We start from the raw sequence: 23592 nt of genomic DNA on the forward strand, positions 1-23592 counted from the left end.
TGTACCACAGTACGTAACCGTAGGAGTTCACATGGCCCGTGGCGGCATTACCAAAGCACTGGTGCAGATCGCGCGCACAGCGATCCTCGCCCGTGGCGAACACCCGAGCATCGATGCAGTACGCATTGAAATGGGCAACACCGGCTCGAAAACCACGATCCATCGCTATTTGAAAGAACTGGATGACGGCGCTCAGCCCGTTGAAGCCTCGGCTGAGCCTATCGATGACGAATTGACCGCCCTCGTCTCCAGGCTCGCCCAACGCCTCAAAGAACAAGCGCAAGAGCCCATCGAGCAAGCCCGCGAGCAGTTCGAGGAGCAGCGCGAAGCACTGGAGTCGGAGCTGCAACAGACGCGTCAGGCACTGGAAAAGCTCGAACACGAGCACGACATTCAAGGCGCTGCACTGGCACGTGAATCCGAAGCGCTGAACAACACACGCTCGATGCTGCAAACCGAGCAGACCCGCAATGCCGGGCTGAATCAGGCATTGGCCGACTTTGAGTTGCGCTTGCAGGACAAGGACGAGCAGATCCGCTCGCTGGAAGAAAAACACCTGCATGCCCGTGACGCGCTGGAGCACTACCGCAACGCCAGCAAAGAGCAGCGCGAGCAGGAACAGAGCCGCCACGAAGCGCAGGTGCAACAGATTCAGGCCGAACTGCGTCAGGCGCAGCAAAGCGCACTGGTTCGTCAGGACGAGATCACGCAACTGCACCGCGACAACGAACGCCTGCTCACGGAAAACCGTGGCACGCAGCGCGAACTGAGTCTGCTGCAGGATCAGCTCAAGCAGAGTAATCAGCGTCAGGACCAATTGCTGGAGCAAGCGACCCGCGTCGACAGCGAACGCACCCTCCTCCAGGAACGCCTGCGCGTGGCCACGCTGGAAAGCCAGACACTCAAACAGAGCATCGAGGAGCAGACGCTGCTCAACCAGTCACTGGAAAAGGAATTGAATAAGGCTCAGGCAAGCCTGGAAGAAAGTCAGCGTCTGGCGGCTGCCGTTGCGGCAGCGCCAGACTCAGCCAAGCCGAAAGACGCTTAAGCGCCGACCGGCGTACGCATGGTGACGAACTCCTCGGCGGCCGTCGGGTGCACCCCGATCGTGTCGTCGAAGTCGCTCTTGGTTGCGCCAGCTTTCAAGGCAATCGCCAGGCCCTGGACGATCTCACCAGCGTCCGGGCCGACCATGTGGCAGCCGAGGACTTTGTCGGTCTTGCCGTCGACCACCAGTTTCATCAGGGTTTTTTCCTGGCATTCGGTCAGGGTAAGCTTCATAGGCCGGAACCGGCTTTCGAAAATCACCACGTCGTGGCCAGCCTCGCGCGCTTCTTCTTCGGTCAAACCGACCGTGCCGATGTTCGGCAGGCTGAACACCGCCGTCGGGATCATCTTGTAATCCACCGGACGGTATTGCTCTGGCTTGAACAGACGTCGTGCCACAGCCATACCTTCAGCCAGCGCCACCGGCGTCAGTTGCACACGACCAATGACATCGCCCAGCGCCAGAATCGATGGCTCGCTGGTCTGATACTGCTCGTCGACTTTGATGAAGCCTTTGTCGTTGAGCTGCACATCGGTGTTTTCCAGCCCCAGATTGTCGAGCATCGGACGCCGACCCGTGGCGTAGAACACGCAATCCGCCTCCAGCACACGACCATCTTTAAGGGTGGCTTTCAAACTGCCATCGACCTGCTTGTCGATACGCGCGATGTCGGCATTGAACTGCAGGTCCAGACCACGCTTGGTGAGCTCTTCCTGCAAATGCTTGCGCACCGAACCATCGAAGCCGCGCAGGAACAGATCGCCGCGATACAGCAGCGTGGTGTTCGCGCCAAGGCCGTGGAAGATCCCGGCAAATTCGACGGCGATGTAACCGCCGCCAACCACCAGTACACGCTTTGGCAGCTCCTTGAGGAAGAACGCCTCATTGGAACCGATCGCGTGCTCGCGCCCCGGAATCTCCGGAATCTGCGGCCAGCCACCGGTAGCGATCAGAATGTTTTTCGCTGTAAAACGCTCACCATTCACTTCAACTTCATGCGGGCCAACGATCTTCGCGTGCGCTTCATGCAAGGTCACGCCGCTGTTGACCAGCAGATTGCGATAGATGCCGTTGAGGCGATTGATCTCACGATCCTTGTTGGCGATCAGCGTCGCCCAGTCGAAATTCGCTTCGCCCAGGCTCCAGCCAAAACCGGACGCCTGCTCAAAGTCTTCGGCGAAATGCGCGCCGTACACCAGCAGCTTTTTCGGCACACAGCCGACATTGACGCAGGTCCCGCCCAGATAACGGCTCTCCGCCACCGCCACTTTCGCACCGAAACCGGCCGCAAAACGCGCAGCGCGCACACCGCCGGAACCGGCACCAATCACATAAAGGTCAAAATCGTAGGCCATTTCTATCTCCTCGGCAGGGGATCAGCATACCTGCAGCCACCCATTGGGCAAGCGCTGCCAGTCATATGGGGGCGCAAAATGAAAAAACCCGCCGAAGCGGGTTTTTCTTACAGACCAATCAAGCGCTCTTAGTAAGCCTTGCCAGTCTTATAGAAGTTCTCGAAGCAGAAGTTGGTCGCTTCGATGTAGCCTTCAGCGCCACCGCAGTCGAAACGCTTGCCTTTGAACTTGTAGGCCATCACGCAGCCGTTCTGAGCTTGTTTCATCAGGGCGTCGGTGATCTGGATTTCGCCGCCCTTGCCTGGCTCGGTTTGTTCGATCAGGTCGAAGATGTCCGGAGTCAGGATGTAACGACCGATGATAGCCAGGTTCGACGGCGCGTCTTCCGGCTTTGGCTTCTCGACCATGCTGTGAACGCGGTAGATGTCGTCGCGGATCATCTCGCCGGCGATAACGCCGTACTTGCTGGTTTCCTGCGGATCGACCTCCTGGATGGCGATGATCGAGCAACGGAACTGCTTGTACAGCTTGACCATCTGGGTCAGTACGCCGTCGCCTTCGAGGTTGACGCACAGGTCGTCCGCCAGGACCACGGCGAACGGTTCGTCACCGATCAGCGGGCGACCAGTGAGGATCGCGTGGCCCAGACCTTTCATTTCGGTTTGACGGGTGTAGGAGAACGAGCACGAGTCGAGCAGTTTGCGGATACCGACCAGGTATTTCTCTTTGTCGGTGCCTTTGATCTGGTTTTCCAGCTCGTAGCTGATGTCGAAGTGGTCTTCCAGAGCACGCTTGCCACGACCGGTCACGATGGAGATTTCCGTCAGGCCAGCGTCCAGAGCTTCTTCAACGCCGTACTGGATCAGTGGCTTGTTTACCACCGGCAGCATTTCTTTAGGCATGGCTTTAGTCGCTGGCAGGAAGCGAGTACCGTAACCGGCTGCTGGGAACAAGCATTTCTTGATCATATAAGTCCTTGAAAGGGCTGTGTGTACGAGTTTCGGCGCAGTCTAATCAGGCGGCGTGCACCTTACAATGCCCCGCACTGGCTAACCGATGCCAACATAGAGAAATATTCTCGCCGATAGTTCCATCGACATCCTGGCGCAGCCAGATCAGCGTAGCTCAAAGCAGTCGACAAACTGAATCACCATACGCTCATCGCCCCCCAATGCGAGCATTTGCCGGTATCATGGCGTCTTTGAACCAGCGAACGAGACAGATAGATGGCCGCGGTAAAAATCGTCAACGGGTATGTGATCGACAAGAAAGACGGCAAGTGGACGCTGACCACGACCAATGGCGAGCACATCGCCGGGCCTTTCGACAGCGAGCAAATGGCGACCGATGTAGCGGCAGTGTTCACCGACACTCCGGCATCGGCCAAGCGCCGTGGCAAAGATCAGGACTGATCGACTGCGACACCCCAAGCCCTGCCCTTGCGCAGGGCTTTTTTGTGCCCACCTACAAACAAGTGGCCAAACGCTATAACCTTTTCACACCGGCGCTGTCAGAGCGTCTAGTCCCTCCCTCGCTGAAGACCACAAACATGAATCTGAAAAAATGGCTGCCCCTGATCGCGGTATTGGCACTGGCCGGTTGCGCCACCTCCCAACCCACATACCTGAACAATGGTGAACAGGGGCTGTCGATCGATTGCTCCGGTGAAGCGAATTCCTGGGCGACCTGCTATGAAAAAGCCGATGCCTCCTGCGCGGGCACTGGCTACCGAATCGTTGGCACCGACGGCACACCCCAGCCCAAGGAAAGTGACAAAACCCTGGGCGTTGATGTCGGCAACTACAAGAACCGCAGCGTTGTCGTGGTCTGCAAATAGACCTTACATATGAATTTCGGCGAACTTGATCCCGAGTCCACGAACGACTTCGATCAGATCGTCGAGACGGTTGAAGGATTCGACTTCGTCGTTATCGTCGACCAGAAAGTAGCTGCGCCCGGCGCTCTTCTTGAAAAACACGATCCACTCACCCGGATTCGCCGGGTTCTGGATGACATGGGTGGCAGAGATCAGGCCCTCTACGTGGCGCTCCCGTACTTGCTCTCGCTTCATCGCGACTCCAGAAATGAAAATGCCGTCACAGCATGACTGCGACGGCATCGGTGCTGATGACGGTCAGTCTATCAGCCGGAAATACACGCATTGGCGGCCTTTTGCACGTCACGCGGGCGAACCGGCACGTTCGACATGCGCTCATGCAACTTGATGCTGCTGCCACCGGAGCGATCTTCGATATCAAACACCGCGGCTGCTCCGGTAGAAAGTTTCCCCGGTACGATGACCTGAACCCCGTCCTTGTGCGGCTGTACTTGCAGCGCGCCGCGGCTGTCTGCCAGTTTATCGGCCAGACACTGGGCATATTCATGGGGTTTCTTGCCGGAGATCACGCTCATGGTCGGCAGCGTTTCATTGATTTCGGAAACACTCGCACAACCACCCACAGCCAGAATCAACGGCAGACACACCACACCCCACTTCATACAAAACCTCCGTTAAAGACCGTCCGACAGCACAAATGCCGTTTTTCTCCGGGGCCTTCTGCATTTAACCCGCATCCGATTGCGAATATCTGTTCAAAATTGTCAAACCAACGCCCGACGGCCAGATAATAACCCGTGCGGGCTGATAAACTGCGCGCAATTACAAGCTATCGTTTTGATTTTGTAGAAAAAGCCCTTCTGGAGGCGCCCATGAAATTCATTCACCAGCGCGAACACCTCAACGAAGACGACATCGTCGTCATTCAATGCTCGCAAATGTGCAACATCCGTCTGATGAACGACGCTAACTTCCGCAGCTTCAAAAATGGCGGCCGTCACACCTATCACGGCGGCGCCTTCGACACCTTCCCGGCCCGTATCACCGCGCCGAGCACCGGTTTCTGGAACATCACCATAGACACGGTCAACCGCCGTGCGATCAGCGTAACCCGCAAGCCGACGCTGACCCACTCGATCAAGATCATCCGTCGCTCCAGCACCAAACTCAGCTGAGACACGCCGTCCGACCAGAAAGGAAAGCATGACCGTGGCCCAAACAACCAAATATGTCATCAAGTACAAACTCAACGGTGAACGCCGCTTCGAGTTCGCGCAGCTGGAAAACGGCACTGAAGAAGAAGCCAAGGCTGCGCTTGACGCGATCCACGGCAAAGATGATGTGATCAGCGAGATCGCCGTCAGCAAAGCGCTGTAAGCATCGACAGGAATTCGACCGCAAGCGGCGGAGTGTTCTGCCGCTACGTCCTGCCTAGACTGACTTTCTTCGACCAAGCGTCAAGGAGTCAGCATGTCGATGTCACCCTCGCGTCTGGATTCGCTCGACTGGGCAAGCCTTGCGCAGCAACTGGATCAGGACGGCTACGCGATCATCCGTTCGCTGCTGCTGGCCGAAACCTGCGATCACCTGAGTGCGCTGTATCCACAGACCGAACCGTTTCGATCGCAGGTCATCATGGCCCGCCACGGTTTCGGTCGCGGCGAGTACAAATACTTTCGATATCCGCTGCCGACACCGGTAGAACGCCTTCGCTGCGCGTTGTATCCGCGCTTGGTCCCCTTGGCCAATCGCTGGTACGAACGCATGCACCTGCCCGAACGTTTTCCGGCGAACCACGCCGAGTTTCTTCAGCGCTGCCATGCCGCCGGCCAACGACGTCCTACCCCTCTTCTGTTGCAGTACGGCCCGCAGGACTACAACTGCCTGCATCAGGACCTGTACGGCGAATCGGTTTTTCCGCTGCAAGTGGCGATTCTTCTGTCAGAACCCGGGCAAGACTTCAACGGCGGAGAGTTCGTTCTCACCGAGCAACGCCCGCGCATGCAATCTCGCCCGCACGTACTCGATCTGACGAAAGGTGATGCGCTGATCTTTGCCGTGAATCAGCGCCCCGTCAAAGGCGTGCGCGGTGATTATCGGGTGACCATGCGCCACGGTGTCAGTCGCCTGCACAGTGGAAAAAGGCATACCCTAGGCATCATCTTTCACGACGCAACCTGATGGCCATGTCCTCAACAACTCTCGACCTGTTCGCTGACCACGAACCCGAACAACACGCCCGAGCCGAACAGATTGGCGAACAATCCTGGCTATTGCGCGGCTTCGCCCTGCCGATTGTCGATCAATTGCTGCCGGCACTGGACGCCGTTCTCGCAGTGGCCCCCTTGCGCCACATGGTCACACCGGGCGGTTTCAGCATGTCTGTCGGCACCAGCAGTTGCGGTGAGCGGGGCTGGATCACTGATCGCAGCGGCTATCGTTATTCGGGTGTCGACCCGCTCAACGGGCTGCCTTGGCCGCAGATGCCGAAATCCTTCGCTGCTCTGGCGCATTCGGCAGCCGAGCGAGCTGGTTTCTCTGGCTTCAATGCAGATTCCTGCCTGATCAATCGCTATGTCCCCGGCGCAAAAATGTCATTGCATCAGGATAAAGACGAAAAGGACTACGCCGCGCCGATCGTTTCCCTGTCACTCGGATTACCAGCCATATTTCTGTTCGGCGGTTTTGCGCGCAGCGACAAGACCCGGCGAATTTCGCTGCTGCACGGTGACATGGTGGTCTGGGGCGGCGTCGACCGATTGCGCTACCACGGCGTATTGCCAATCAAGCAAGGTCAGCATCCGCGCTTGGGTCAACAGCGGATCAATCTGACATTTCGGCTGGCTCGCTAAACCCGAAAAATTTGACCGCAAGGCCCGGAGTGTTGTGCCTGGCGAGGCTGGTTAACCTGAATCAAACAGGTCAACGGATTACTCATCATGAAAACGCTTTCGACGCCGCTTGATACCGAACATGATCCACGCTGGGCCGCCGTGCTCGCACGGGATCCGCAGGCGGACGGACAGTTTGTCTATGCGGTAAAAACCACGGGCATCTACTGCCGCCCGAGCAGCCTGGCACGCTTGCCGAAACCGCAAAATGTCGAGTTTTTCGACACCGCCCAACAGGCCGAAGCCGCGGGGTATCGGCCGAGCAAACGTGCGAGCAAGGATCAAAGTGATGTCGCCGCGCAGCATGCCGCGACCGTTGCCACGGCATGCCGGCAAATCGAGATGGCCGAAAATCCGCCCGCCCTGAACGAGCTCGCAGAGACGGCCGGCTTGAGCCCGTTTCACTTTCATCGCGTGTTCAAAGCCGCCACTGGCCTCACGCCAAGAGCCTACGCCGCCGCCCATCGTTCGCGCAGAGTGCGGGAACGTCTCGCGGACGGCAATTCGGTGACGGATGCTCTATATGACGCAGGCTTCAACTCCAACAGCCGCTTCTACGAATCAGCCAACCAACTGCTGGGTATGAAACCTGGCGACTACCGCGCTGCCGGTCAAAACAACGACATCCATTTTGCCGTAGGCCAATGCTCGCTGGGCGCGATTCTGGTGGCGCAAAGCGAGCGTGGGGTGTGCGCGATTTTGCTGGGGGACGACCCGCACCAACTGGTGTGCGACCTGCAGGATCAGTTTCGCAAAGCCAACCTGATTGGCGCAGACAGCGGGTTTGAACAGTTGATCGCCAAAGTCGTGGGTTTTATCGAAGCACCGGCCATTGGCCTGGATCTGCCACTGGACGTGCGGGGGACGGCGTTTCAGGAACGTGTCTGGCAAGCCTTGCGGGAGATTCCGCTCGGCAGCACCGCCAGCTACGCCGAAATTGCCCAGCGCATCGGTGCGCCGACGTCCATGCGCGCAGTGGCTCAGGCATGCGGGGCCAACCGCCTGGCGGTGGCGATCCCTTGCCACCGCGTGGTGCGCAGCGATGGCAACCTTTCCGGTTATCGCTGGGGGGTCGAGCGCAAGCGTCAGTTGCTTGAGCGCGAGACGCCGGCGTGAACGGTCAATGGATGCTACGCAACCTGAAAACCTCAGCGATTGACGTCCACCACAACCCGTCCGCGAAGTTGCCCGGCGAGCAGTTTTGGCGCCGCCTCGATGGCTTCACTCAGGCCGATTTCGTGGCTGATCAATGCCAGCAGCGAGAAATCCAGATCCTTGGCCAGACGCTCCCATGCTTGCAGCCGGCGGGCCTTGGGCTGGGTCACGCTGTTGATGCCGGCGAGGGTCACACCGCGCAAAATGAACGGCGCCACTGACGCCGGGAAATCCATACCTTGGGCCAGACCACAGGCGGCGACGGTGCCTTCGGAGCGGGTGCTCGCGCAGGCATTGGCCAGGGTGTGACTGCCAACCGAATCGATCACCGCCGCCCAACGCTCTTTGGCCAGTGGCTTGCCGGGCGCTGACAACGTCGCACGGTCAATGATTTCGCCGGCGCCCAACTTCTGCAGATATTCATGCTCGGAGACCCGGCCGGTGGACGCGACGACGCGGTAGCCGAGTTTGCTCAGCAGGGCGATGGCAAAACTGCCGACACCGCCGTTGGCCCCCGTGACCAACACCTCACCCTGCTCCGGCGTCACGCCATTGCGCTCGAGCGCCAGAATGCACAGCATCGCCGTATAACCGGCCGTACCGACAGCCATCGCTTGCGCCGCCGTAAAGGCCTTGGGCAATGGAATTAGCCAATCGCCATCGAGTCGCGCCTTCTGCGCCAGACCGCCCCAGTGATTCTCGCCAACACCCCAGCCGTTGAGCAGCACCTGATCACCCACCTTATAGTCGGGGTGTGAACTGGCTTCCACGGTGCCCGCAAGATCGATCCCCGGCACCATCGGAAACTTGCGCACCACCGGACTGCTGCCGGTTATCGCCAAGCCATCCTTGAAGTTCAGCGTGCTGTACGCAACAGCCACGGTGACATCGCCTTCAGGCAATTGCTCCTCGTTGACCTGTTGCAGGTTGGCGCGGTAACCGCTGTCGTCTTTGTCGATCACAATGGCGTTAAACATGACTGCCTCGCTGGACTGTTTTCAGAATGTCGTGCCTTGAAATAGCACATCGCAACACCCTGCCACATTCGACTTTGCGCCAATCGGCAAATCGGCCGGGTATTTCCATGGCCCGCGTCTATGCTTTTTCGACAGTCGTGGTTTCGCCGAAATTTTTAAAGAGTTCGCCATTGCCGCGACCACCGACGTACCAGCAATTTTCATCACGCTTCTGGAGGCCGAAGAGCGGCGGATGTCATCGACGCTGAAAAACTGCACGGGTTGTTCTGAATTTCGAACTGGCCCCGAATCCGGTTTTGCTGCTAAAAACCGGTTTTGCCCCCTGCCCGCTGCACCGTTCGGAGAACCGCCCTCATGAGCCAATGGCCAGACACCCGTCTTCTTGATCTGCTCGGCATTGAATTGCCGATCATCCAGGGCCCGATGGCCGGTGCGACGAATTCGTCCATGGTCATCGCCGTGTGCAACGCCGGTGGCCTGGGTTCGATGCCGGCGGCGATGTTGAGCATCGAGCAATTGCGCGAAGAGCTGAAAACCATCCGCCAGCACACCGACAAGCCCTTCAACGTGAACTTCTTCTGCCATCAGCCACCGGCAGCCGATGAGCAACGTGCACGTGACTGGAAGCATTTGCTGGAGCCTTACTATCGTGAACTGGGCGCCGATTTCGCTGCACCGACTCCGGTATCCAACCGCGCGCCATTCGATGCCGCAGCCTGTGAAGTGCTGGAAGAATTTCGACCTGAAGTTGTGAGTTTCCATTTCGGTCTGCCAGAGAAATCCTTGCTCGAGCGGGTCAAGGCAACCGGGGCGAAAATTCTCTCATCGGCCACGACGGTCGATGAAGCGATCTGGCTGGAACAGAACGGCTGCGACGCGATTATCGCCATGGGCTACGAGGCCGGCGGCCATCGCGGCATGTTTCTCAGTGATGATCTGAGCAGTCAGGTCGGCACGTTTGCCCTGGTGCCTCAGGTGGTCGATGCGGTGAGCGTACCGGTGATTGCCGCCGGGGCAATTGCCGATGCGCGCGGCATGGCGGCGGCGTTTATGTTGGGGGCCTCAGCGGTACAGGTCGGCACCGCCTATCTGTTCACGCCGGAAGCAAAAGTCAGCGCCGCTCACCACAAGGCGCTGCGCACCGCCAAGGAAAGCGAAACAGCGATCACCAATATTTTTACCGGGCGGCCGGCACGGGGCATTCTCAACCGCGTCATGCGTGAGCTGGGCCCGATTTCGCCCCAGGCACCAGCATTTCCCTTGGCCGGGGGTGCGCTGATGCCGCTGCGAGCGATCAACGAAGCAGAGTTTGCCAACCTCTGGGCCGGTCAGGCATTCACCTTGGGCAAAGACCTCGGTAGCGCTGAACTGACTCGACAATTGGCCGAAGGCGCACTGGCAAAACTCGCAAGCCGCTGAAGCTGCACAGCGCGAAGATTCAAACATCCTCGCGCTGATTTTAACCAACACTTCCTGTTTGGCGGTATTTCGCTATATATTTCGATATATAGCGAATTCACCTCTCGCATCGGCGCAGCCCACTTCAAACAATAGCTGCCCGCTGCACTCGCCAATAACGGAGCTGTTACATGACCATTCGTGCCTCACGTCTTGCCCCTGGTTGCTTGGCCTCTTTGCTCGCCGTCTTCGCCGTCGGCGCAGTTCAGGCTGATGAAGTGCAGGTGGCTGTGGCAGCCAACTTCACCGCGCCGATCCAGGCCATCGCCGCCGATTTCGAAAAAGACACCGGGCACAAACTGGTCGCAGCCTATGGCGCCACTGGCCAGTTCTACACTCAGATCAAGAACGGCGCGCCGTTCGAAGTGTTCCTCTCCGCTGACGACACCACCCCGGAAAAACTCGAAAAAGAAGGCGAGACCGTCAAAGGTTCGCGCTTCACCTACGCCATCGGCACGCTGGCGTTGTGGTCGGCTAAAGAAGGTTATGTCGATGCGAAAGGCGAAGTGCTGAAAAAGAACGAATACCAGCACCTGTCCATCGCCAACCCGAAAGCCGCGCCCTATGGTCTGGCAGCCACGCAAGTGCTGGAAAAACTCAAACTGACCGACGCCACCAAAGCCAAGATCGTTGAAGGCCAGAACATCACTCAGGCCTACCAATTCGTCTCGACCGGCAACGCTGAGCTGGGTTTTGTTGCCCTGTCGCAAATCTACAAGGACGGCAAAGTCAGCAGCGGTTCGGCATGGATCGTCCCAGCGAGCATGCACGACCCGATCAAACAGGACGCGGTCATTCTGAACAAAGGCAAAGACAACGCCGCCGCCAAAGCCTTGGTCGAATACCTCAAAGGCCCGAAAGCCGCTGCGGTGATCAAGTCCTACGGTTACCAGCTCTAAAATGTCACTGACGAGCGCCGATTTCGCGGCGATCTGGCTGACCCTGAAACTGGCGTCCCTGACCACCGCGATCTTGCTGGTGGTCGGCACGCCGATCGCCCTGTGGCTGTCGCGCACCGATTCATGGCTACGCGGCCCGATCGGAGCGATCGTCGCCCTGCCCCTCGTACTGCCTCCGACCGTAATCGGTTTCTATCTGTTGCTGATGATGGGGCCGCACGGTTTTCTCGGCCAATTCACCCAATGGCTGGGCCTGGGCACTTTGACGTTCAGCTTCACCGGGCTGGTGATCGGTTCGGTGATCTATTCCATGCCGTTCGTGGTGCAACCGTTGCAGAACGCGTTCTCGGCGATCGGCACCCGCCCCCTGGAAGTGGCCGCGACCTTGCGCGCCAATCCGTGGGACACGTTTTTCAGCGTGATTGTGCCGTTGGCGCGCCCCGGTTTTATCACCGCAGCGATACTCGGTTTCGCGCATACCGTCGGCGAGTTCGGCGTGGTGCTGATGATCGGCGGCAACATTCCCGACAAGACCCGCGTGGTTTCCGTACAAATTTATGACCACGTCGAAGCGATGGAATACGCGCAGGCTCACTGGCTGGCCGGGGCGATGCTGGTGTTTTCGTTTCTGGTGTTGCTGGCGCTGTATTCCAGCCGCAAGACCCGTGCAGGCTGGAGCTGATCGATGATCGATGTGCGTTTGAAACGGGTCTATACGGACTTCAGTCTCGATGTCGACCTGCACTTGCCAGGCCGTGGCGTGACTGCGTTTTATGGCCACTCCGGCTCGGGTAAAACCACCTGTCTGCGTTGCATTGCCGGGCTTGAGCGCGCTGAACATGGCTTCATCCAGATCAACGATGAAGTCTGGCAGGACAGCGATAACGGCATTTTCGTCCCGCCACACAAACGCGCGCTCGGCTATGTATTTCAGGAAGCCAGCCTGTTTCCGCATCTGTCGGTGCTGGCCAATCTGCAGTTCGGCCTCAAGCGCATCGCCAAGTCCCAGCGTCGGGTCGACATGGCGCAGGCCACCGAACTCTTGGGCATCGAGCATTTGCTCGAACGTCATCCGCAGCATTTGTCGGGAGGCGAACGCCAGCGTGTCGGCATCGCCCGTGCCCTGCTGACCAGCCCGAAACTTCTGCTGATGGACGAGCCACTGGCCGCTCTCGATAGCCAGCGCAAAAGTGAAATCCTGCCGTACCTGCAACGTCTGCACGACGAACTGGACACACCGGTGTTGTACGTCAGCCATGCCCAGGATGAAGTGGCGCGACTGGCTGACCATCTGGTGCTACTCAGCGAAGGCAAAGCGCTGGCCAGCGGCCCGATTGGCGAAACCCTCGCACGTCTTGACCTGCCGATGGCGATGGGCGATGACGCCGGGGTGATCATTGAAGGGCAGGTCAGCGCCTACGATGCGCAGTATCAACTGCTGAGCCTGCAATTGCCGGCCACCGAGATGAGCATCCGTGTGACGCACGCGCCGATGGAACCGGGTCAGACCCTGCGCTGCAAAGTACACGCGCGGGATATCAGCCTGAGCCTGCAGAACAGCGAATTCAGCAGCATCCTCAATCGACTGCCGGTGACGGTGGTCAGCGAACAATCGGCGGACAACGCCGCCCACGTTTTGATTCGCCTGGATGTTGGCGGCACCCCGCTGCTCGCGCGTATTACACGCTACTCCCGGGATCAGTTGGGCGTGCATCCGGGCCAGCATTTATGGGCGCAGATCAAAGCGGTAGCAGTCCTCGCTTAAATCATTCGGCACCACGGCAACGGCGTGCGGTCAATCGTTTTACAGACCGCCGCGCCATCAAAGGAAACTGCCATGCCCGACACCGTGCTGACTGCCGACCTGCCATCCGACCTGCATTACGTCGACGACACCCAGCCCGGTATCACCCGCAAAAAGCTGCGTGGCAAGTTCAGCTATTTCGAGCCGTCAGGCCAGCGCATCAGTGATCCGGATGAAATCAAACGCATCAATGCCCTTGCCGTACCACCCGCCTATACCGATGTGTGGATCTGTCCGGATCCGCGCGGTCATCTGCAAGCCACCGGCCGTGATGCCCGTGGCCGCAAGCAATATCGCTATCACGCGCGCTGGCGCGAAGTGCGCGATGCCGACAAGTATTCGCGCCTGCGTGAGTTCGGTCTCGCGTTGCCGAAACTGCGCAAACAACTGGAGGCGCTATTGGCCGCGCCCGGCTTCAGTCGTGACAAGGTCATGGCCACGGTGATCACCCTGCTCGACGCCACATTGATCCGGGTCGGCAATACCCAATACGCCCGCGACAACCGTTCCTACGGCCTGACCACCCTGCGCAGCCGACATGTCGAAGTCAACGGCAGCGCGATCCTGTTCCAGTTTCGCGGCAAAAGCGGCATCGAACACCAGATCACCGTCAAGGATCGGCGTCTGGCACGCATCATCAAGCGTTGCCTGGAAATTCCCGGGCAGAATCTGTTTCAGTATCTCGATGAAAACGGTGAGCGACACACCGTCAGTTCTTCCGACGTCAACGCCTACCTGCAAACCCTGACCGGTGCCGATTTCACCGCCAAGGATTACCGCACCTGGGCCGGCAGTGCCTTGGCGCTGGCGGTATTGCGCGAGTTGCAATGGGAGTCCGAGACCGAGGCCAAGCGGCATGTGGTGGAGATGGTCAAAGGCGTCGCCAAGCAGTTGGGCAACACCCCGGCAGTGTGCCGAAAATGCTACATCCACCCCGCCGTGGTGGAGAAATTCATGCTCGGCGCCCTCGCTGAACTGCCTCGCCCGCGCGTGCGCAAAGGCCTGCGTGCGGAGGAAGTGGCGCTGGCGATGTTTCTCGAGCGAATGAGCGAGATGACCGACGCACCTTGATCCGCCGCACATCGTCAACTAGGCTAGCCACCTTCCCCTCCTTCGGACGACCGCAGCAGTGAACAATCCAGCCTTCTAAAAATGTAATCGCGACACGCCGTTCTCGGCGCTTGTCAGTTTTCACGACATTTTTTGGAGGTGCCGATGACTCACGTCTCGCGTACACCCGCACTCGTTTCCCTGAATCAACTGGGCTTTCAGTTCGCCAATGGCGCAACACTGTTCGAAGACCTGAACCTGACTTTCGATCATCAACCGACTGCGATCGTCGGGCGCAATGGTGTTGGCAAAAGTGTGCTTGCACGTTTGATTGCCGGGCAATTACAACCCGGCACCGGCAGCGTGGCACGCTCGGTTTGCGTGCATTACGTCGCACAAACGTTCATCGCCACACCCGGGCAAACCGTCGCCGATGCAACGGGGACGGCCCCGGCGCTCAGCGCACTGGAGCGACTAAGATGCGGTGCTGCCACTGCGCACGACTTCGACCTCATCGATGAACGCTGGGATCTGGCCGAGCGCTTGCGCCAGATGCTCGATGGGGCCGGGCTGACCGACCTCACCGGGTCGGATCTGACGGAGCACCTCAGCGGTGGCCAACAAGCCAGAATCGCTTTGATCGGCGCACTGCTGAGTCAGGCGCCATTGCTGGTGCTCGACGAGCCCACCAATCACCTCGACAGCGGCGGTCGGCAATGGCTGATGAGCCTGCTTGAGCGCTGGCGTGGCGGCCTGATTATCGTCAGTCACGACCGCCAGCTTCTGGAGCAGATGCAGCGATTTGTCGAACTCACGACGTTGGGAGTAACAGTTTTCAGCGGAAGGTTTTCGGATTTCACCGAGCAACGCAGGATCCATCAACAGGCGGCGCAGGCACAGCTCGATCAGGCCCGTATCGAACGTCAGCGCGAACGTACGCGGCTGCACCGCGAGCACGACACGATCCAGCGCCATGCCGCCGGCAGCCGTCGCCACGCACAAAGTGCCAACGTTTCGGGCTTCGAGCGGGCAGCGTTGAAAGCCGCTGCGCGGGACATCATGGGGCAGGTAAAAGTCGGCCACCAGGCACGCAAGGCCGATCTGGATCAGCGTGTTCGCGAGGCGTACGAAAACGTCCTGCCCGCCGACGGCGTGCTGATCAATCTGCCGGGCAGCGTGGTGCCGAGCAATCGGCGGGTGTGCACGCTGATCGACGCGTGCTTGCCAGGGTTACCGGCAGATGCGCCCACCACCCGCCTTGACCTCGCCATTCAAGGGCCGATGCGCATCGCTGTCAGCGGTCACAACGGTTGTGGCAAATCGACGCTGTTGAAATTGCTGGCGGGTGAATGGGCGCCGGTAAGTGGCGAGTGCATCACGCACGTGCCTTTTGCCTTTTTCGACCAACAACTGAAGCTGCTGGATGAGCACGCATCGATTGTCGATCAGTTGCAGGAACAGCAAACACTTTTGAGCGAAGGTGAGTTGCGCAGCTTTCTCGCTCATCTGCAACTCGACGCACAACGCGTTAACCGCCCGTGCGCCTCACTCAGTGGCGGCGAACGCTTGAAAGCAGCCCTTGCGCTGGCGTTGTGGCGCCAGACGCCCGCGCAATTACTGCTGCTGGATGAGCCCACCAATCATCTGGACCTGGCGTCGGTGCACGCTTTCGAACACGCCTTGCAGGCATTTCCCGGAGCGATTGTCGCGGTTTCCCACGATCAAGCGTTTCTACAGGCGTTAAACCCAAGCCATTGTTTGACCTGGCACCCCGAAGGCTGGCGCTGGCAACCGACGAGCTGACCTGCCTATTTTTTGCACGATTGCCGAGGGCTTCTATAGTTGATCTGACACGAATCAGCTGCGGTGACGCCATGGAAGACATTTTCGTCGTGAAGCGTTGCAACAAGATCATTATTTACGGTCGACGTGCCGAAGACAGCCAGCATGATCCCGCGAAAGCCACTAGCTGGTTTCGCATCTGCGACACACGTACTGGCGGTTTCATCGGCGATGGCCATGACGCGGAAGAGGACGCACGACGTGAATGCAGACGCCTCAACGCAGCGAGTTCCCCATCAGCGGCCCGCCAGTCTTCAGGCTGATGCCGATCAGAAGCGGGTCTATACTGAAACCAGCTGAAGGAGCAGCGCCCCACGGCAGAAGGCTCGCAACACGCGGGCTTTTTGCTGCAGCCCAGGTTTCATAGAACGGAGGTGTTCCATGTCCGAAAAAGAGTCCATCACCACCCTCCTCACCCTGCTCGACGCTCGACAAGCGCGCCTCGCCGCCGCTTGCAAAGAGATCGCCGACTGGGTCGATCACCAAGGTGGACACCCCACCGCCCTGCGCATCCGAGACCGGCTGAACGACATCGAGAAGGATGCTCCGCTGATTCGCAATACGCTGTCGGCGCTAAAGCCTGTTGATCGGCCACTGCCTCGGTTCAGATGAACTCGACCCGGCCAGGGTTTCAGGAGTTTGCTCATTAGCGGTGACACATGAGTCACCGCGCTTGTGTCTGGCCGTTATGTTTATTTTTCCAGTTTTTCACGTGACGACTACATCTGCGCGTCTACAGTGAAGCCACTCCTTTGCAAACTAACGCCCTCACCCGCCCGCATGCGGGTGTTTTTTTGCCTGCGTCCAAACGGCGAACGGTTGCCGTGCATGAGTTGTCATAACTTATACATGTCGAAAAGGAGACAGTTATGGTTATCCATTTCAACGTCGACGGGCATCTGGCCTGCGGCCATAAAGGCAAACAACTGTCGGCAAGCCGCGAACTCAATCGCGTGAAGTGCCGCAGTTGCCGCAATACCGATGCCTACAAACAGGCGCGAAAGGATCAGCGCAACGCCACCCGCCGCATGGCCCGTCAGGCCAAGACCTCCCACGGCGCGACCAACTGGCACGCAGAATGGATCGAGCGCCTCACTGCAATGGCCGGTCTTCAGCGCTTGCCTCGCGGCTTTAGCGGGCAAGCATTCGTCTAGCAGCGCGTATAAGCAAGGCACAAAAAAGGCCTGCATGAGGAAACTCATGCAGGCCTTTGCTATTCAGGGTGGCCGAAGCGGAAATCGAACCGGCACGCCCTTACGAGCAGCCAGTTGCACCAGGACAAAAGCCTGACACGGACAGCACTCACAAAATCATTTCAACAACCGATGCATCCATTTTGATCGCTGGTTCGTAGATTCAATACCCTCACTCGGAGGGCACAAGAGCCAAGGAGATACATCATGCATGCCTTTTACAAAAAAATTGCTGCAGCAGCCTGCTTCGCCATTCTCTGCGTAACTGCAACCTTCAGCTTTGCCGCCAACTCGGTGATGGTCGGAGGCGCAGCGATGTACCCCACTAAAACCATCGTTGAGAACGCAGTCAACTCGAAGGACCACACGACACTTGTAGCGGCGGTCAAGGCTGCCGGGCTGGTTGATACGCTCAACAGCAAAGGTCCATTCACCGTCTTCGCCCCGACAAACGAAGCGTTTGCGAAGCTTCCGGCAGGCACCGTCGACACACTGGTAAAGCCTGAACACAAAGCCGATCTGACCAAAATCCTGACCTACCATGTTGTGCCCGGCACTCACACATCTGCACAAATAATGGCCGAGGCCAAAAAGAACGGCGGCACCGTTATGCTGAAAACCGTTCAAGGTGAGTCGCTGAGTATCAAGCTGTACGAAGGCAAGTTATGGGTGGTGGACGCCAAAGGCGGTAAGGCAAGTATCAGCATCGCAGACGTGATGCAGTCAAACGGTGTGATCCACGTTGTCGACTCTGTCTTGATGCCTTAAACGCGCCTGGTTCCCGGCTGACGCACAGTTTGCCGGGTGCTATTACCCGAATAGGCACTTCACGAGCGGGTTTAGCATTGAGCAAATGGTTTTGTCTGGCGGTTGCGCGGCGATACAGCGAATGTTTTACGAACCAAATTTCAAATAACCCAGCCAACTCGGGATGGTCTTTTTGGTTGCTCGCTGATTTCCAGATACCGCCTGACTCGTGAGCCTCGCTGTAGCACAACCGAAGCGCTGAAGGATGAATATACGTTCATCGAAAACATGGTTTGATGCGTCTAGGCTGCGGGTTCCGACATAGTGACTACAGGAGTAACCCACCATGTTCTCGCACGAAAGCATCCCGCTTGTGGCCATCTTCATCATCATGCTCATCGGCGTGCTTGTGGCCTTCCTGCATCCGGTGCACGCGTTCTTTAGCTGGCTTCGGAGACGAAGTAAAAAAACTTCGTCTCGTTCTCCGAAAGAAGCGGATTCGCGCTGAACTCTTCCCTAAAAGCCCGGCTACGTCCGGGCATCTTTTCGTAACGCCATGCAGCTTGCAGATATTAGCCGCTGGGCAATCGAGGGATTTGGATGAAACTGCGAGCTATGATAACCGCCTCGTATCAAACCGCTGGCACACCACCTGAATGCACTCCCCTCCGCGCCCAACGGCAACCAGCGGAACGGATGGCTTAAGGCTGAGTTTCAGAGGCGAGATTTGCGCGCCAAGGCGAGTACAGACAAGGCAGAGTCCAGCGTGAGATTTTGCAGGCGGGGAATAAACTTGAGTGTACGACCGTGATAATGACCGAGCAATACATCAGGAATCGCAAGGGCAAACAGCAATGCCAACCAAATGATTGCTGACCAGAAACAAACAAGGGCTTGCATCAGCTTTCGCCCGCAAACCCTTGATTTAAGATGGTGCCCGAAGCCGGAATCGAACCGGCACGCCCTTACGAGCGGGGGATTTTAAGTCCCATGCGTCTACCAGTTTCGCCATTCGGGCGGTAGCGCGGTGCTGCTATCTTCTGCTGCCCAGTCGCGATCCTGACAGGATCCAGCCTTGAACAACAGTGCGGGAAATATATACATCACTTCCCGGTGAAGCAAGTTCGCAATGACCGTTTTTCAAGACCAAATCTTGCGGTACTTTGCAAATAAAAAAGCTCCGTAAATCATGGATCTACGGAGCTTATTTATAGTGGAGGCCGAGGTCGGAATCGAACCGGCGTAGGTGGATTTGCAATCCACTGCATAACCATTTTGCTACTCGGCCTCAAAGTATCTGCTGTCAGTAGCACAACAACAAACACTGTACAAACTTGGAGCGGGAAACGAGACTCGAACTCGCGACCCCGACCTTGGCAAGGTCGTGCTCTACCAACTGAGCTATTCCCGCTTGGTGATGCGCATTCTATAGAATTAAGAAGCTCCGTCAACCCTTTGATTCAAAAAAGTTTTATTTCTTTTCAACATCAGTCTTCAGGTGCGGCCAGGCGGCGCGCAGGTACTGCACCATCGACCACAAGGTCAGGCCGGCAGAGACCATCAGCAAGGCATAACCCAAGATAACCCAGAAACTGAAGTCCTTCGGGTTGGCCAACAGAATGACCAGCGCAAGCATCTGCGCCGCGGTTTTCCACTTGCCCAGATTTGAAACGGCTACGTGGGCACGGGCGCCGAGTTCGGCCATCCATTCACGCAATGCCGACACCACAATCTCGCGACCGATGATGACAGCAGCCGGCAGAGTGAGCCAAAGATTGCCGTGTTCTTGAACGAGCAGCACCAGTGCCACCGCAACCATGAGCTTGTCGGCTACCGGATCGAGAAACGCCCCGAACGGAGTGCTTTGCTCCAGACGGCGAGCCAGATAACCGTCCAGCCAATCCGTCGCTGCCGCAAAGGCAAACACCGAGGCGGAGGCCATGTAACTCCACTGATAAGGCAGATAGAACAGCAAAATGAAGATCGGAATGAGCAGGACGCGTAGAACGGTAATCAGATTAGGGATATTCATCGGCACAACTGGCTACGAGGTGAAGGGGCATTCTACTCGCTATGCAGGTTCGCATAAATCGACTCTGCGAGCTTTTTACTGATCCCCGGGGCTTTGGCGATCTCTTCGATGCTTGCACGAGTCAGCTCCTGCAATCCACCAAAATGTTTCAACAAGTCGCGACGTCGGGTCGGCCCAACGCCGGCAACGCCTTCCAGCGTTGACGTACGGCGGGTTTTGCCACGGCGTGCGCGGTGTCCGGTAATCGCGAAGCGGTGCGCCTCATCGCGAATCTGTTGAATCAAGTGCAGCGCCGGCGAGTCGCCACGCAAGGTGAACTCATGCGCCGCATCATTTAGATACAACGTTTCGAAGCCCGCCTTGCGAGTAGCGCCTTTGGCGACACCGAGCAGAATCAGATCTGGTACGGCCAACTCGTTGAGAACATCGCGAGCCATCGACAGCTGGCCCTTGCCACCGTCCACCAGCAAGATGTCTGGCAACTTGCCCTCGCCTTCCTTGAGTTTGCTGAAGCGTCGCGTCAAGGCCTGATGCATGGCGGCATAGTCGTCACCCGCCGTGACCCCTTCGATGTTATAGCGCCGGTAGTCCGACTTGATCGCGCCTTCCGGGCCAAAGACCACACAGGAAGCAACCGTCGCCTCACCGCTGGAATGGCTGATGTCGTAGCATTCCAGGCGCTGCGGCGGTTCATCCAGATTCAACACTTCGGCCAAGGCTTCAAAGCGCGCGGCGGTGTGTTGGCGGTTGGCCAGGCGTGCACCCAGTGCCTGCTCGGCGTTGGTGACGGCCAGTTGCTGCCAGCGTGCCCGCGTACCGCGCACCCGATGACTGATGGCAAGCTCGCGACCACGCAATTCATGGATCGCTTCGATCAACGTTGGAAAATCTTCATGCACCACGTTGACGATCAGCTCACTCGGCAAATCGCGCTCAGGGCTGCTGATGAAATACTGGCCAAGAAACGCGGCCATGACTTCCGACACGTCCTCTTCGATGCCGACTTGCGGAAAGAAATTCTTGCTGCCCAACACGCGTCCGCCACGCACACTGATCAAGTGCACGCAGGCGCCACCCGGGTTGACGAATGCCGCGATGACATCGATGTCCCCTGTGCCGCCTTCCATGCTTTGTTGATCCTGAACCCTGCGCAGCAGCGCGATCTGGTCACGCAACTCGGCGGCTCGTTCGAACTCCAGGTTGATCGCCGCCTCCTCCATCGCCGTGGACAGCTCGTTGGTCAGCGCGTGACTGCGCCCCTCAAGAAACATGACCGAGTGGCGCACGTCTTCGGCATACACGTCAGGCTCGACCAGCCCCACGCAAGGCGCCTTGCAGCGTTTGATCTGATACTGCAGACATGGGCGGGTACGGTTCTTGTAGTAGCTGTCTTCACACTGCCGAACGAAGAAGGTCTTTTGCAGCAGACTCAGGCTTTCACGTATGGCGCCGGCACTCGGATAGGGGCCGAAGTACTTGCCCTTGGCCTTTTTGGCCCCGCGATGAATGCTCAGGCGCGGAAACTGGCCGTCGGACAGAAAAACATAGGGATAGGATTTGTCGTCGCGCAGAAGGATATTGTACGGCGGCCGCCACTCCTTGATCAGCGTCTGCTCAAGCAGCAGCGCTTCGGTTTCATTGGCGGTGATGGTCGTTTCGACCTGCGCAATGCGCCCCACCAACGCGGCAGTCTTCGGCGCCAGGCCGGTTTTGCGAAAGTAGCTGGCCAGGCGTTTTTTCAGGTTCTTGGCCTTGCCCACGTACAACAGGCGTGCATCGCTGTCGAACATGCGATAGACGCCTGGGCGTCCACTGACTGTCGACAGAAACGCGCCGGAATCGAATGTTTCAGTCATGGTCAGAGGCTGGCATCAACCATGCCGTGACGAACCGCCAACAGGGTCAACTCGACATCGCTGCTGATCGAAAGCTTCTCGAAAATACGATAGCGATAGGTGTTCACGGTTTTCGGCGACAGGCACAATTTGTCGGAAATGATCTGTACCTTCTGACAGCCGACAATCATCAAGGCGATCTGAATTTCGCGCTCGGACAAGGCATCGAAGGGAGAGTCGTTGGAGGGCTGGAAGGATTTGATCGCCAATTGCTGGGCAATCTGCGGACTGATATAGCGTTGGCCGGCAAATACCAGGCGAATCGCCTGAACCATTTCCGGCAAACCCGCGCCCTTGGTCAGATAACCCGCAGCACCGGCCTGCAACAAGCGTGTCGGAAAAGGATCCTCCTCACACACCGTGACCGCGACCACCTTGATATCCGGATGACTGCGCAACAGTTTGCGCGTGGCTTCCAGGCCGCCGATGCCAGGCATCTTGACGTCCATCAGCACCACATCGGGCTTCAACTCTCGGGCCTTGATCAGGGACTCTTCCCCGGATTCGGCCTGGCCAACCACCTGCAAGCCATCGATATCGGCCAGCATACGTGTAATGCCTGTACGAACGAGATCATGGTCATCGACCACTAGCACCCTAATCAAGCAGACACCTCGCGATATGGTCATATTGGGATGCCGGACACCTTAGCAAAAAGTGCCACGCAGACCTAGCGGAAAGCGTCATTTAAAAAGTTTCAATTCATCATTGAAGGCTTGCCGGCCGTGGGTTTCAGAGCACATGTGTACCGATATCAAGCTGCATTCGCAGAAAACACTCGTCCGCGCCCTGAACCTGTAGTCCTTTTCTCTCATACAAGTTTCTCGCCGGATTATTTTCAAATACGGTCAGGCGTAGAGCCGGGCGTCTTTCTTTGCGGACCATGTCGATAACCTGATCGATCGTCCAAGAACCAGCACCCTGCCCCTGATACGTTTCAGCAATCTGCAGTTCACGAATGTACAGCGCGCGTATATCCCGACTGAGACTGAGAAAGCCCACTGGCACATCACCCTTCACTATCAGCCAGTTTTGCCGCCCCAACCACGCCACGTCGAACGCTTCGTCCTGCCATAGCAGGTCATGGCGAATGTAGTAGCGCAGCATGTTCTGACAGGTAAGATCACGGGCAAACGCCAGATCTTCTGGAACCGCCAATCGTAAGTGGAATGTCATCAGGCTTGCACAACAGGAACAATTCGCCCCAGCCATGCACCCACGACGCGCTCGGCCATGACCAACAGATCACCTGCCCCGGCCGCTGCGGCCTCGATAAAGCGACAGTGTAAAAACTCACCGGCAATGAGCAGAGAATGGGCAGCAGCAATGTTTTGTGTCGACACGGTTCATCCTTGGTCATCAAGCGAAGTGCAGAATGTCACAACTCCAGCGCGACGCTAGCAATAGAT

30 protein-coding genes and 3 tRNA genes are annotated in these 23592 nt (G+C 57.9%); 19 read left to right on the plus strand and 14 right to left on the minus strand.

Annotated features, from left to right (window positions below; translation table 11 throughout):
• Positions 1–31 precede the first annotated feature (31 nt).
• Positions 32–1048: a DNA-binding protein gene (locus CKW14_RS25230; protein WP_095047782.1), complete on the plus strand. Its 1017-nt coding sequence runs from the start codon at positions 32–34 to the stop codon at positions 1046–1048.
• Here CKW14_RS25230 and gorA read toward each other — a convergent pair.
• Positions 1045–2403, minus strand: coding sequence for a glutathione-disulfide reductase (gorA, locus tag CKW14_RS25235; protein WP_095126346.1), 1359 nt, complete (start codon positions 2401–2403; stop codon positions 1045–1047). The genes CKW14_RS25230 and gorA overlap by 4 nt on opposite strands.
• Before the next feature lie 128 nt (positions 2404–2531).
• Positions 2532–3371 carry a UTP--glucose-1-phosphate uridylyltransferase GalU gene (gene galU / locus CKW14_RS25240; RefSeq protein WP_093431079.1) on the minus strand — a complete coding sequence of 280 codons (840 nt, stop codon included), beginning with the start codon at positions 3369–3371 and terminating at the stop codon, positions 2532–2534.
• Between the two features lie 258 nt (positions 3372–3629).
• Here galU and CKW14_RS25245 point away from each other — a divergent pair, with 258 nt between their 5' ends.
• Positions 3630–3815, plus strand: coding sequence for a hypothetical protein (locus CKW14_RS25245; RefSeq protein ID WP_090283267.1), 186 nt, complete (start codon positions 3630–3632; stop codon positions 3813–3815).
• Positions 3816–3952: 137 nt separating this feature from the next.
• Complete coding sequence (locus CKW14_RS25250) at positions 3953–4240, plus strand: hypothetical protein (protein ID WP_093431076.1); 288 nt, start codon at positions 3953–3955, stop codon at positions 4238–4240.
• A 3-nt stretch (positions 4241–4243) separates the two neighbouring features.
• Here CKW14_RS25250 and CKW14_RS25255 read toward each other — a convergent pair whose 3' ends face one another.
• Together CKW14_RS25255 and CKW14_RS25260 are read right to left on the minus strand one after the other, a co-directional pair.
• Positions 4244–4474: a hypothetical protein gene (locus CKW14_RS25255; protein ID WP_008082673.1), complete on the minus strand. Its 231-nt coding sequence runs from the start codon at positions 4472–4474 to the stop codon at positions 4244–4246.
• Between the two features lie 71 nt (positions 4475–4545).
• Positions 4546–4902, minus strand: a complete 357-nt coding sequence (locus CKW14_RS25260) for a hypothetical protein (protein ID WP_095047784.1) — start codon at positions 4900–4902, stop codon at positions 4546–4548.
• 210 nt (positions 4903–5112) lie between these two features.
• Between CKW14_RS25260 and CKW14_RS25265 the strand changes: the two genes are divergently transcribed.
• The 5 genes from CKW14_RS25265 (at position 5113) to ada (ending at position 8247) form a co-directional block, all read left to right on the plus strand.
• On the plus strand, positions 5113–5415 hold the full coding sequence (locus CKW14_RS25265) for a DUF1883 domain-containing protein (protein WP_007912251.1): 303 nt from the start codon (positions 5113–5115) through the stop codon (positions 5413–5415).
• Positions 5416–5449: 34 nt separating this feature from the next.
• Entirely contained in the window at positions 5450–5617 is a 168-nt protein-coding gene (locus tag CKW14_RS30045; protein WP_176471335.1) for a hypothetical protein, read from the plus strand.
• A 93-nt stretch (positions 5618–5710) separates the two neighbouring features.
• Entirely contained in the window at positions 5711–6421 is a 711-nt protein-coding gene (locus CKW14_RS25275) for a 2OG-Fe(II) oxygenase (RefSeq protein WP_095126347.1), read from the plus strand.
• 5 nt (positions 6422–6426) lie between these two features.
• Complete coding sequence (alkB, locus tag CKW14_RS25280) at positions 6427–7092, plus strand: DNA oxidative demethylase AlkB (RefSeq protein WP_095126383.1); 666 nt, start codon at positions 6427–6429, stop codon at positions 7090–7092.
• Between the two features lie 87 nt (positions 7093–7179).
• On the plus strand, positions 7180–8247 hold the full coding sequence (ada, locus tag CKW14_RS25285) for a bifunctional DNA-binding transcriptional regulator/O6-methylguanine-DNA methyltransferase Ada (protein WP_095126348.1): 1068 nt from the start codon (positions 7180–7182) through the stop codon (positions 8245–8247).
• 32 nt (positions 8248–8279) lie between these two features.
• On the opposite strand, the gene CKW14_RS25290 is transcribed toward ada, so the two are convergent.
• A complete protein-coding gene (locus CKW14_RS25290; RefSeq protein ID WP_095126349.1) occupies positions 8280–9263 on the minus strand; it encodes an MDR family oxidoreductase in 984 nt (327 codons plus the stop codon).
• Between the two features lie 354 nt (positions 9264–9617).
• Here CKW14_RS25290 and CKW14_RS25295 point away from each other — a divergent pair, with 354 nt between their 5' ends.
• The 11 genes from CKW14_RS25295 to CKW14_RS30050 all read left to right on the plus strand — a co-directional run bounded on the left by CKW14_RS25295 (position 9618) and on the right by CKW14_RS30050 (position 18764).
• The gene (locus tag CKW14_RS25295) at positions 9618–10682 is read left to right on the plus strand and encodes a nitronate monooxygenase family protein (protein WP_095126350.1); all 1065 of its coding nucleotides are present in this window, start codon (positions 9618–9620) and stop codon (positions 10680–10682) included.
• A 170-nt stretch (positions 10683–10852) separates the two neighbouring features.
• A complete protein-coding gene (gene modA, locus CKW14_RS25300; RefSeq protein ID WP_095047790.1) occupies positions 10853–11620 on the plus strand; it encodes a molybdate ABC transporter substrate-binding protein in 768 nt (255 codons plus the stop codon).
• A 1-nt stretch (position 11621) separates the two neighbouring features.
• The gene (gene modB, locus CKW14_RS25305; RefSeq protein WP_093431052.1) at positions 11622–12302 is read left to right on the plus strand and encodes a molybdate ABC transporter permease subunit; all 681 of its coding nucleotides are present in this window, start codon (positions 11622–11624) and stop codon (positions 12300–12302) included.
• 3 nt (positions 12303–12305) lie between these two features.
• Positions 12306–13385, plus strand: coding sequence for a molybdenum ABC transporter ATP-binding protein (modC, locus tag CKW14_RS25310; RefSeq protein ID WP_095126351.1), 1080 nt, complete (start codon positions 12306–12308; stop codon positions 13383–13385).
• Between the two features lie 72 nt (positions 13386–13457).
• A complete protein-coding gene (locus CKW14_RS25315; RefSeq protein WP_095047793.1) occupies positions 13458–14495 on the plus strand; it encodes a DNA topoisomerase IB in 1038 nt (345 codons plus the stop codon).
• Positions 14496–14639: 144 nt separating this feature from the next.
• Positions 14640–16277, plus strand: a complete 1638-nt coding sequence (locus CKW14_RS25320; protein WP_095126352.1) for an ABC-F family ATP-binding cassette domain-containing protein — start codon at positions 14640–14642, stop codon at positions 16275–16277.
• Positions 16278–16348: 71 nt separating this feature from the next.
• The gene (locus CKW14_RS25325; RefSeq protein ID WP_095126353.1) at positions 16349–16579 is read left to right on the plus strand and encodes a hypothetical protein; all 231 of its coding nucleotides are present in this window, start codon (positions 16349–16351) and stop codon (positions 16577–16579) included.
• 118 nt (positions 16580–16697) lie between these two features.
• Complete coding sequence (locus CKW14_RS25330; protein WP_008082703.1) at positions 16698–16928, plus strand: hypothetical protein; 231 nt, start codon at positions 16698–16700, stop codon at positions 16926–16928.
• A 257-nt stretch (positions 16929–17185) separates the two neighbouring features.
• A complete protein-coding gene (locus CKW14_RS25335; protein WP_095126354.1) occupies positions 17186–17470 on the plus strand; it encodes a hypothetical protein in 285 nt (94 codons plus the stop codon).
• 246 nt (positions 17471–17716) lie between these two features.
• A complete protein-coding gene (locus CKW14_RS25340) occupies positions 17717–18277 on the plus strand; it encodes a fasciclin domain-containing protein (RefSeq protein ID WP_095126355.1) in 561 nt (186 codons plus the stop codon).
• Between the two features lie 325 nt (positions 18278–18602).
• Complete coding sequence (locus CKW14_RS30050) at positions 18603–18764, plus strand: hypothetical protein (protein WP_176471336.1); 162 nt, start codon at positions 18603–18605, stop codon at positions 18762–18764.
• Between the two features lie 206 nt (positions 18765–18970).
• On the opposite strand, the gene CKW14_RS30055 is transcribed toward CKW14_RS30050, so the two are convergent.
• The 9 genes from CKW14_RS30055 to CKW14_RS30265 all read right to left on the minus strand — a co-directional run bounded on the left by CKW14_RS30055 (position 18971) and on the right by CKW14_RS30265 (position 23526).
• Positions 18971–19156 carry a hypothetical protein gene (locus tag CKW14_RS30055; RefSeq protein WP_176471337.1) on the minus strand — a complete coding sequence of 62 codons (186 nt, stop codon included), beginning with the start codon at positions 19154–19156 and terminating at the stop codon, positions 18971–18973.
• A gap of 31 nt (positions 19157–19187) precedes the next feature.
• Positions 19188–19274 (minus strand) — tRNA-Leu (locus CKW14_RS25345).
• Between the two features lie 196 nt (positions 19275–19470).
• Positions 19471–19544 (minus strand) — tRNA-Cys (locus CKW14_RS25350).
• 47 nt (positions 19545–19591) lie between these two features.
• Positions 19592–19667 (minus strand) — tRNA-Gly (locus tag CKW14_RS25355).
• A 60-nt stretch (positions 19668–19727) separates the two neighbouring features.
• Positions 19728–20288 carry a CDP-diacylglycerol--glycerol-3-phosphate 3-phosphatidyltransferase gene (gene pgsA, locus CKW14_RS25360; protein ID WP_007950102.1) on the minus strand — a complete coding sequence of 187 codons (561 nt, stop codon included), beginning with the start codon at positions 20286–20288 and terminating at the stop codon, positions 19728–19730.
• A 32-nt stretch (positions 20289–20320) separates the two neighbouring features.
• Positions 20321–22144, minus strand: a complete 1824-nt coding sequence (uvrC, locus tag CKW14_RS25365; RefSeq protein ID WP_093430986.1) for an excinuclease ABC subunit UvrC — start codon at positions 22142–22144, stop codon at positions 20321–20323.
• A 2-nt stretch (positions 22145–22146) separates the two neighbouring features.
• Positions 22147–22788: a UvrY/SirA/GacA family response regulator transcription factor gene (gene uvrY, locus CKW14_RS25370; protein ID WP_016984198.1), complete on the minus strand. Its 642-nt coding sequence runs from the start codon at positions 22786–22788 to the stop codon at positions 22147–22149.
• A gap of 127 nt (positions 22789–22915) precedes the next feature.
• Positions 22916–23359 (minus strand): N-acetyltransferase, encoded by a 444-nt coding sequence (locus tag CKW14_RS25375; RefSeq protein ID WP_095126356.1) that lies wholly within the window; start codon positions 23357–23359, stop codon positions 22916–22918.
• The gene (locus CKW14_RS30265; RefSeq protein ID WP_245397985.1) at positions 23359–23526 is read right to left on the minus strand and encodes a hypothetical protein; all 168 of its coding nucleotides are present in this window, start codon (positions 23524–23526) and stop codon (positions 23359–23361) included. The genes CKW14_RS25375 and CKW14_RS30265 overlap by 1 nt, the downstream gene beginning before the upstream one ends.
• Between the last annotated feature and the right edge of the window lie 66 nt (positions 23527–23592).

The organism is Pseudomonas sp. Irchel s3a12 (genome assembly GCF_900187485.1).
Taxonomy (GTDB): Bacteria; Pseudomonadota; Gammaproteobacteria; order Pseudomonadales; family Pseudomonadaceae; genus Aquipseudomonas; species Aquipseudomonas neuropathica.

What these genes read in the sequence shown, in the direction of transcription:
- CKW14_RS25230 (WP_095047782.1), top strand. Translation starts at nt 32, where the DNA reads ATGGCCCGTGGCGGCATTACCAAAGCACTGGTGCAGATCGCGCGCACA.
- gorA (WP_095126346.1), bottom strand. Translation starts at nt 2,403, where the DNA reads ATGGCCTACGATTTTGACCTTTATGTGATTGGTGCCGGTTCCGGCGGT.
- galU (WP_093431079.1), bottom strand. Translation starts at nt 3,371, where the DNA reads ATGATCAAGAAATGCTTGTTCCCAGCAGCCGGTTACGGTACTCGCTTC.
- CKW14_RS25245 (WP_090283267.1), top strand. Translation starts at nt 3,630, where the DNA reads ATGGCCGCGGTAAAAATCGTCAACGGGTATGTGATCGACAAGAAAGAC.
- CKW14_RS25250 (WP_093431076.1), top strand. Translation starts at nt 3,953, where the DNA reads ATGAATCTGAAAAAATGGCTGCCCCTGATCGCGGTATTGGCACTGGCC.
- CKW14_RS25255 (WP_008082673.1), bottom strand. Translation starts at nt 4,474, where the DNA reads ATGAAGCGAGAGCAAGTACGGGAGCGCCACGTAGAGGGCCTGATCTCT.
- CKW14_RS25260 (WP_095047784.1), bottom strand. Translation starts at nt 4,902, where the DNA reads ATGAAGTGGGGTGTGGTGTGTCTGCCGTTGATTCTGGCTGTGGGTGGT.
- CKW14_RS25265 (WP_007912251.1), top strand. Translation starts at nt 5,113, where the DNA reads ATGAAATTCATTCACCAGCGCGAACACCTCAACGAAGACGACATCGTC.
- CKW14_RS25275 (WP_095126347.1), top strand. Translation starts at nt 5,711, where the DNA reads ATGTCGATGTCACCCTCGCGTCTGGATTCGCTCGACTGGGCAAGCCTT.
- alkB (WP_095126383.1), top strand. Translation starts at nt 6,427, where the DNA reads ATGTCCTCAACAACTCTCGACCTGTTCGCTGACCACGAACCCGAACAA.
- ada (WP_095126348.1), top strand. Translation starts at nt 7,180, where the DNA reads ATGAAAACGCTTTCGACGCCGCTTGATACCGAACATGATCCACGCTGG.
- CKW14_RS25290 (WP_095126349.1), bottom strand. Translation starts at nt 9,263, where the DNA reads ATGTTTAACGCCATTGTGATCGACAAAGACGACAGCGGTTACCGCGCC.
- CKW14_RS25295 (WP_095126350.1), top strand. Translation starts at nt 9,618, where the DNA reads ATGAGCCAATGGCCAGACACCCGTCTTCTTGATCTGCTCGGCATTGAA.
- modA (WP_095047790.1), top strand. Translation starts at nt 10,853, where the DNA reads ATGACCATTCGTGCCTCACGTCTTGCCCCTGGTTGCTTGGCCTCTTTG.
- modB (WP_093431052.1), top strand. Translation starts at nt 11,622, where the DNA reads ATGTCACTGACGAGCGCCGATTTCGCGGCGATCTGGCTGACCCTGAAA.
- modC (WP_095126351.1), top strand. Translation starts at nt 12,306, where the DNA reads ATGATCGATGTGCGTTTGAAACGGGTCTATACGGACTTCAGTCTCGAT.
- CKW14_RS25315 (WP_095047793.1), top strand. Translation starts at nt 13,458, where the DNA reads ATGCCCGACACCGTGCTGACTGCCGACCTGCCATCCGACCTGCATTAC.
- CKW14_RS25320 (WP_095126352.1), top strand. Translation starts at nt 14,640, where the DNA reads ATGACTCACGTCTCGCGTACACCCGCACTCGTTTCCCTGAATCAACTG.
- CKW14_RS25325 (WP_095126353.1), top strand. Translation starts at nt 16,349, where the DNA reads ATGGAAGACATTTTCGTCGTGAAGCGTTGCAACAAGATCATTATTTAC.
- CKW14_RS25330 (WP_008082703.1), top strand. Translation starts at nt 16,698, where the DNA reads ATGTCCGAAAAAGAGTCCATCACCACCCTCCTCACCCTGCTCGACGCT.
- CKW14_RS25335 (WP_095126354.1), top strand. Translation starts at nt 17,186, where the DNA reads ATGGTTATCCATTTCAACGTCGACGGGCATCTGGCCTGCGGCCATAAA.
- CKW14_RS25340 (WP_095126355.1), top strand. Translation starts at nt 17,717, where the DNA reads ATGCATGCCTTTTACAAAAAAATTGCTGCAGCAGCCTGCTTCGCCATT.
- CKW14_RS30050 (WP_176471336.1), top strand. Translation starts at nt 18,603, where the DNA reads ATGTTCTCGCACGAAAGCATCCCGCTTGTGGCCATCTTCATCATCATG.
- CKW14_RS30055 (WP_176471337.1), bottom strand. Translation starts at nt 19,156, where the DNA reads ATGCAAGCCCTTGTTTGTTTCTGGTCAGCAATCATTTGGTTGGCATTG.
- pgsA (WP_007950102.1), bottom strand. Translation starts at nt 20,288, where the DNA reads ATGAATATCCCTAATCTGATTACCGTTCTACGCGTCCTGCTCATTCCG.
- uvrC (WP_093430986.1), bottom strand. Translation starts at nt 22,144, where the DNA reads ATGACTGAAACATTCGATTCCGGCGCGTTTCTGTCGACAGTCAGTGGA.
- CKW14_RS25375 (WP_095126356.1), bottom strand. Translation starts at nt 23,359, where the DNA reads ATGACATTCCACTTACGATTGGCGGTTCCAGAAGATCTGGCGTTTGCC.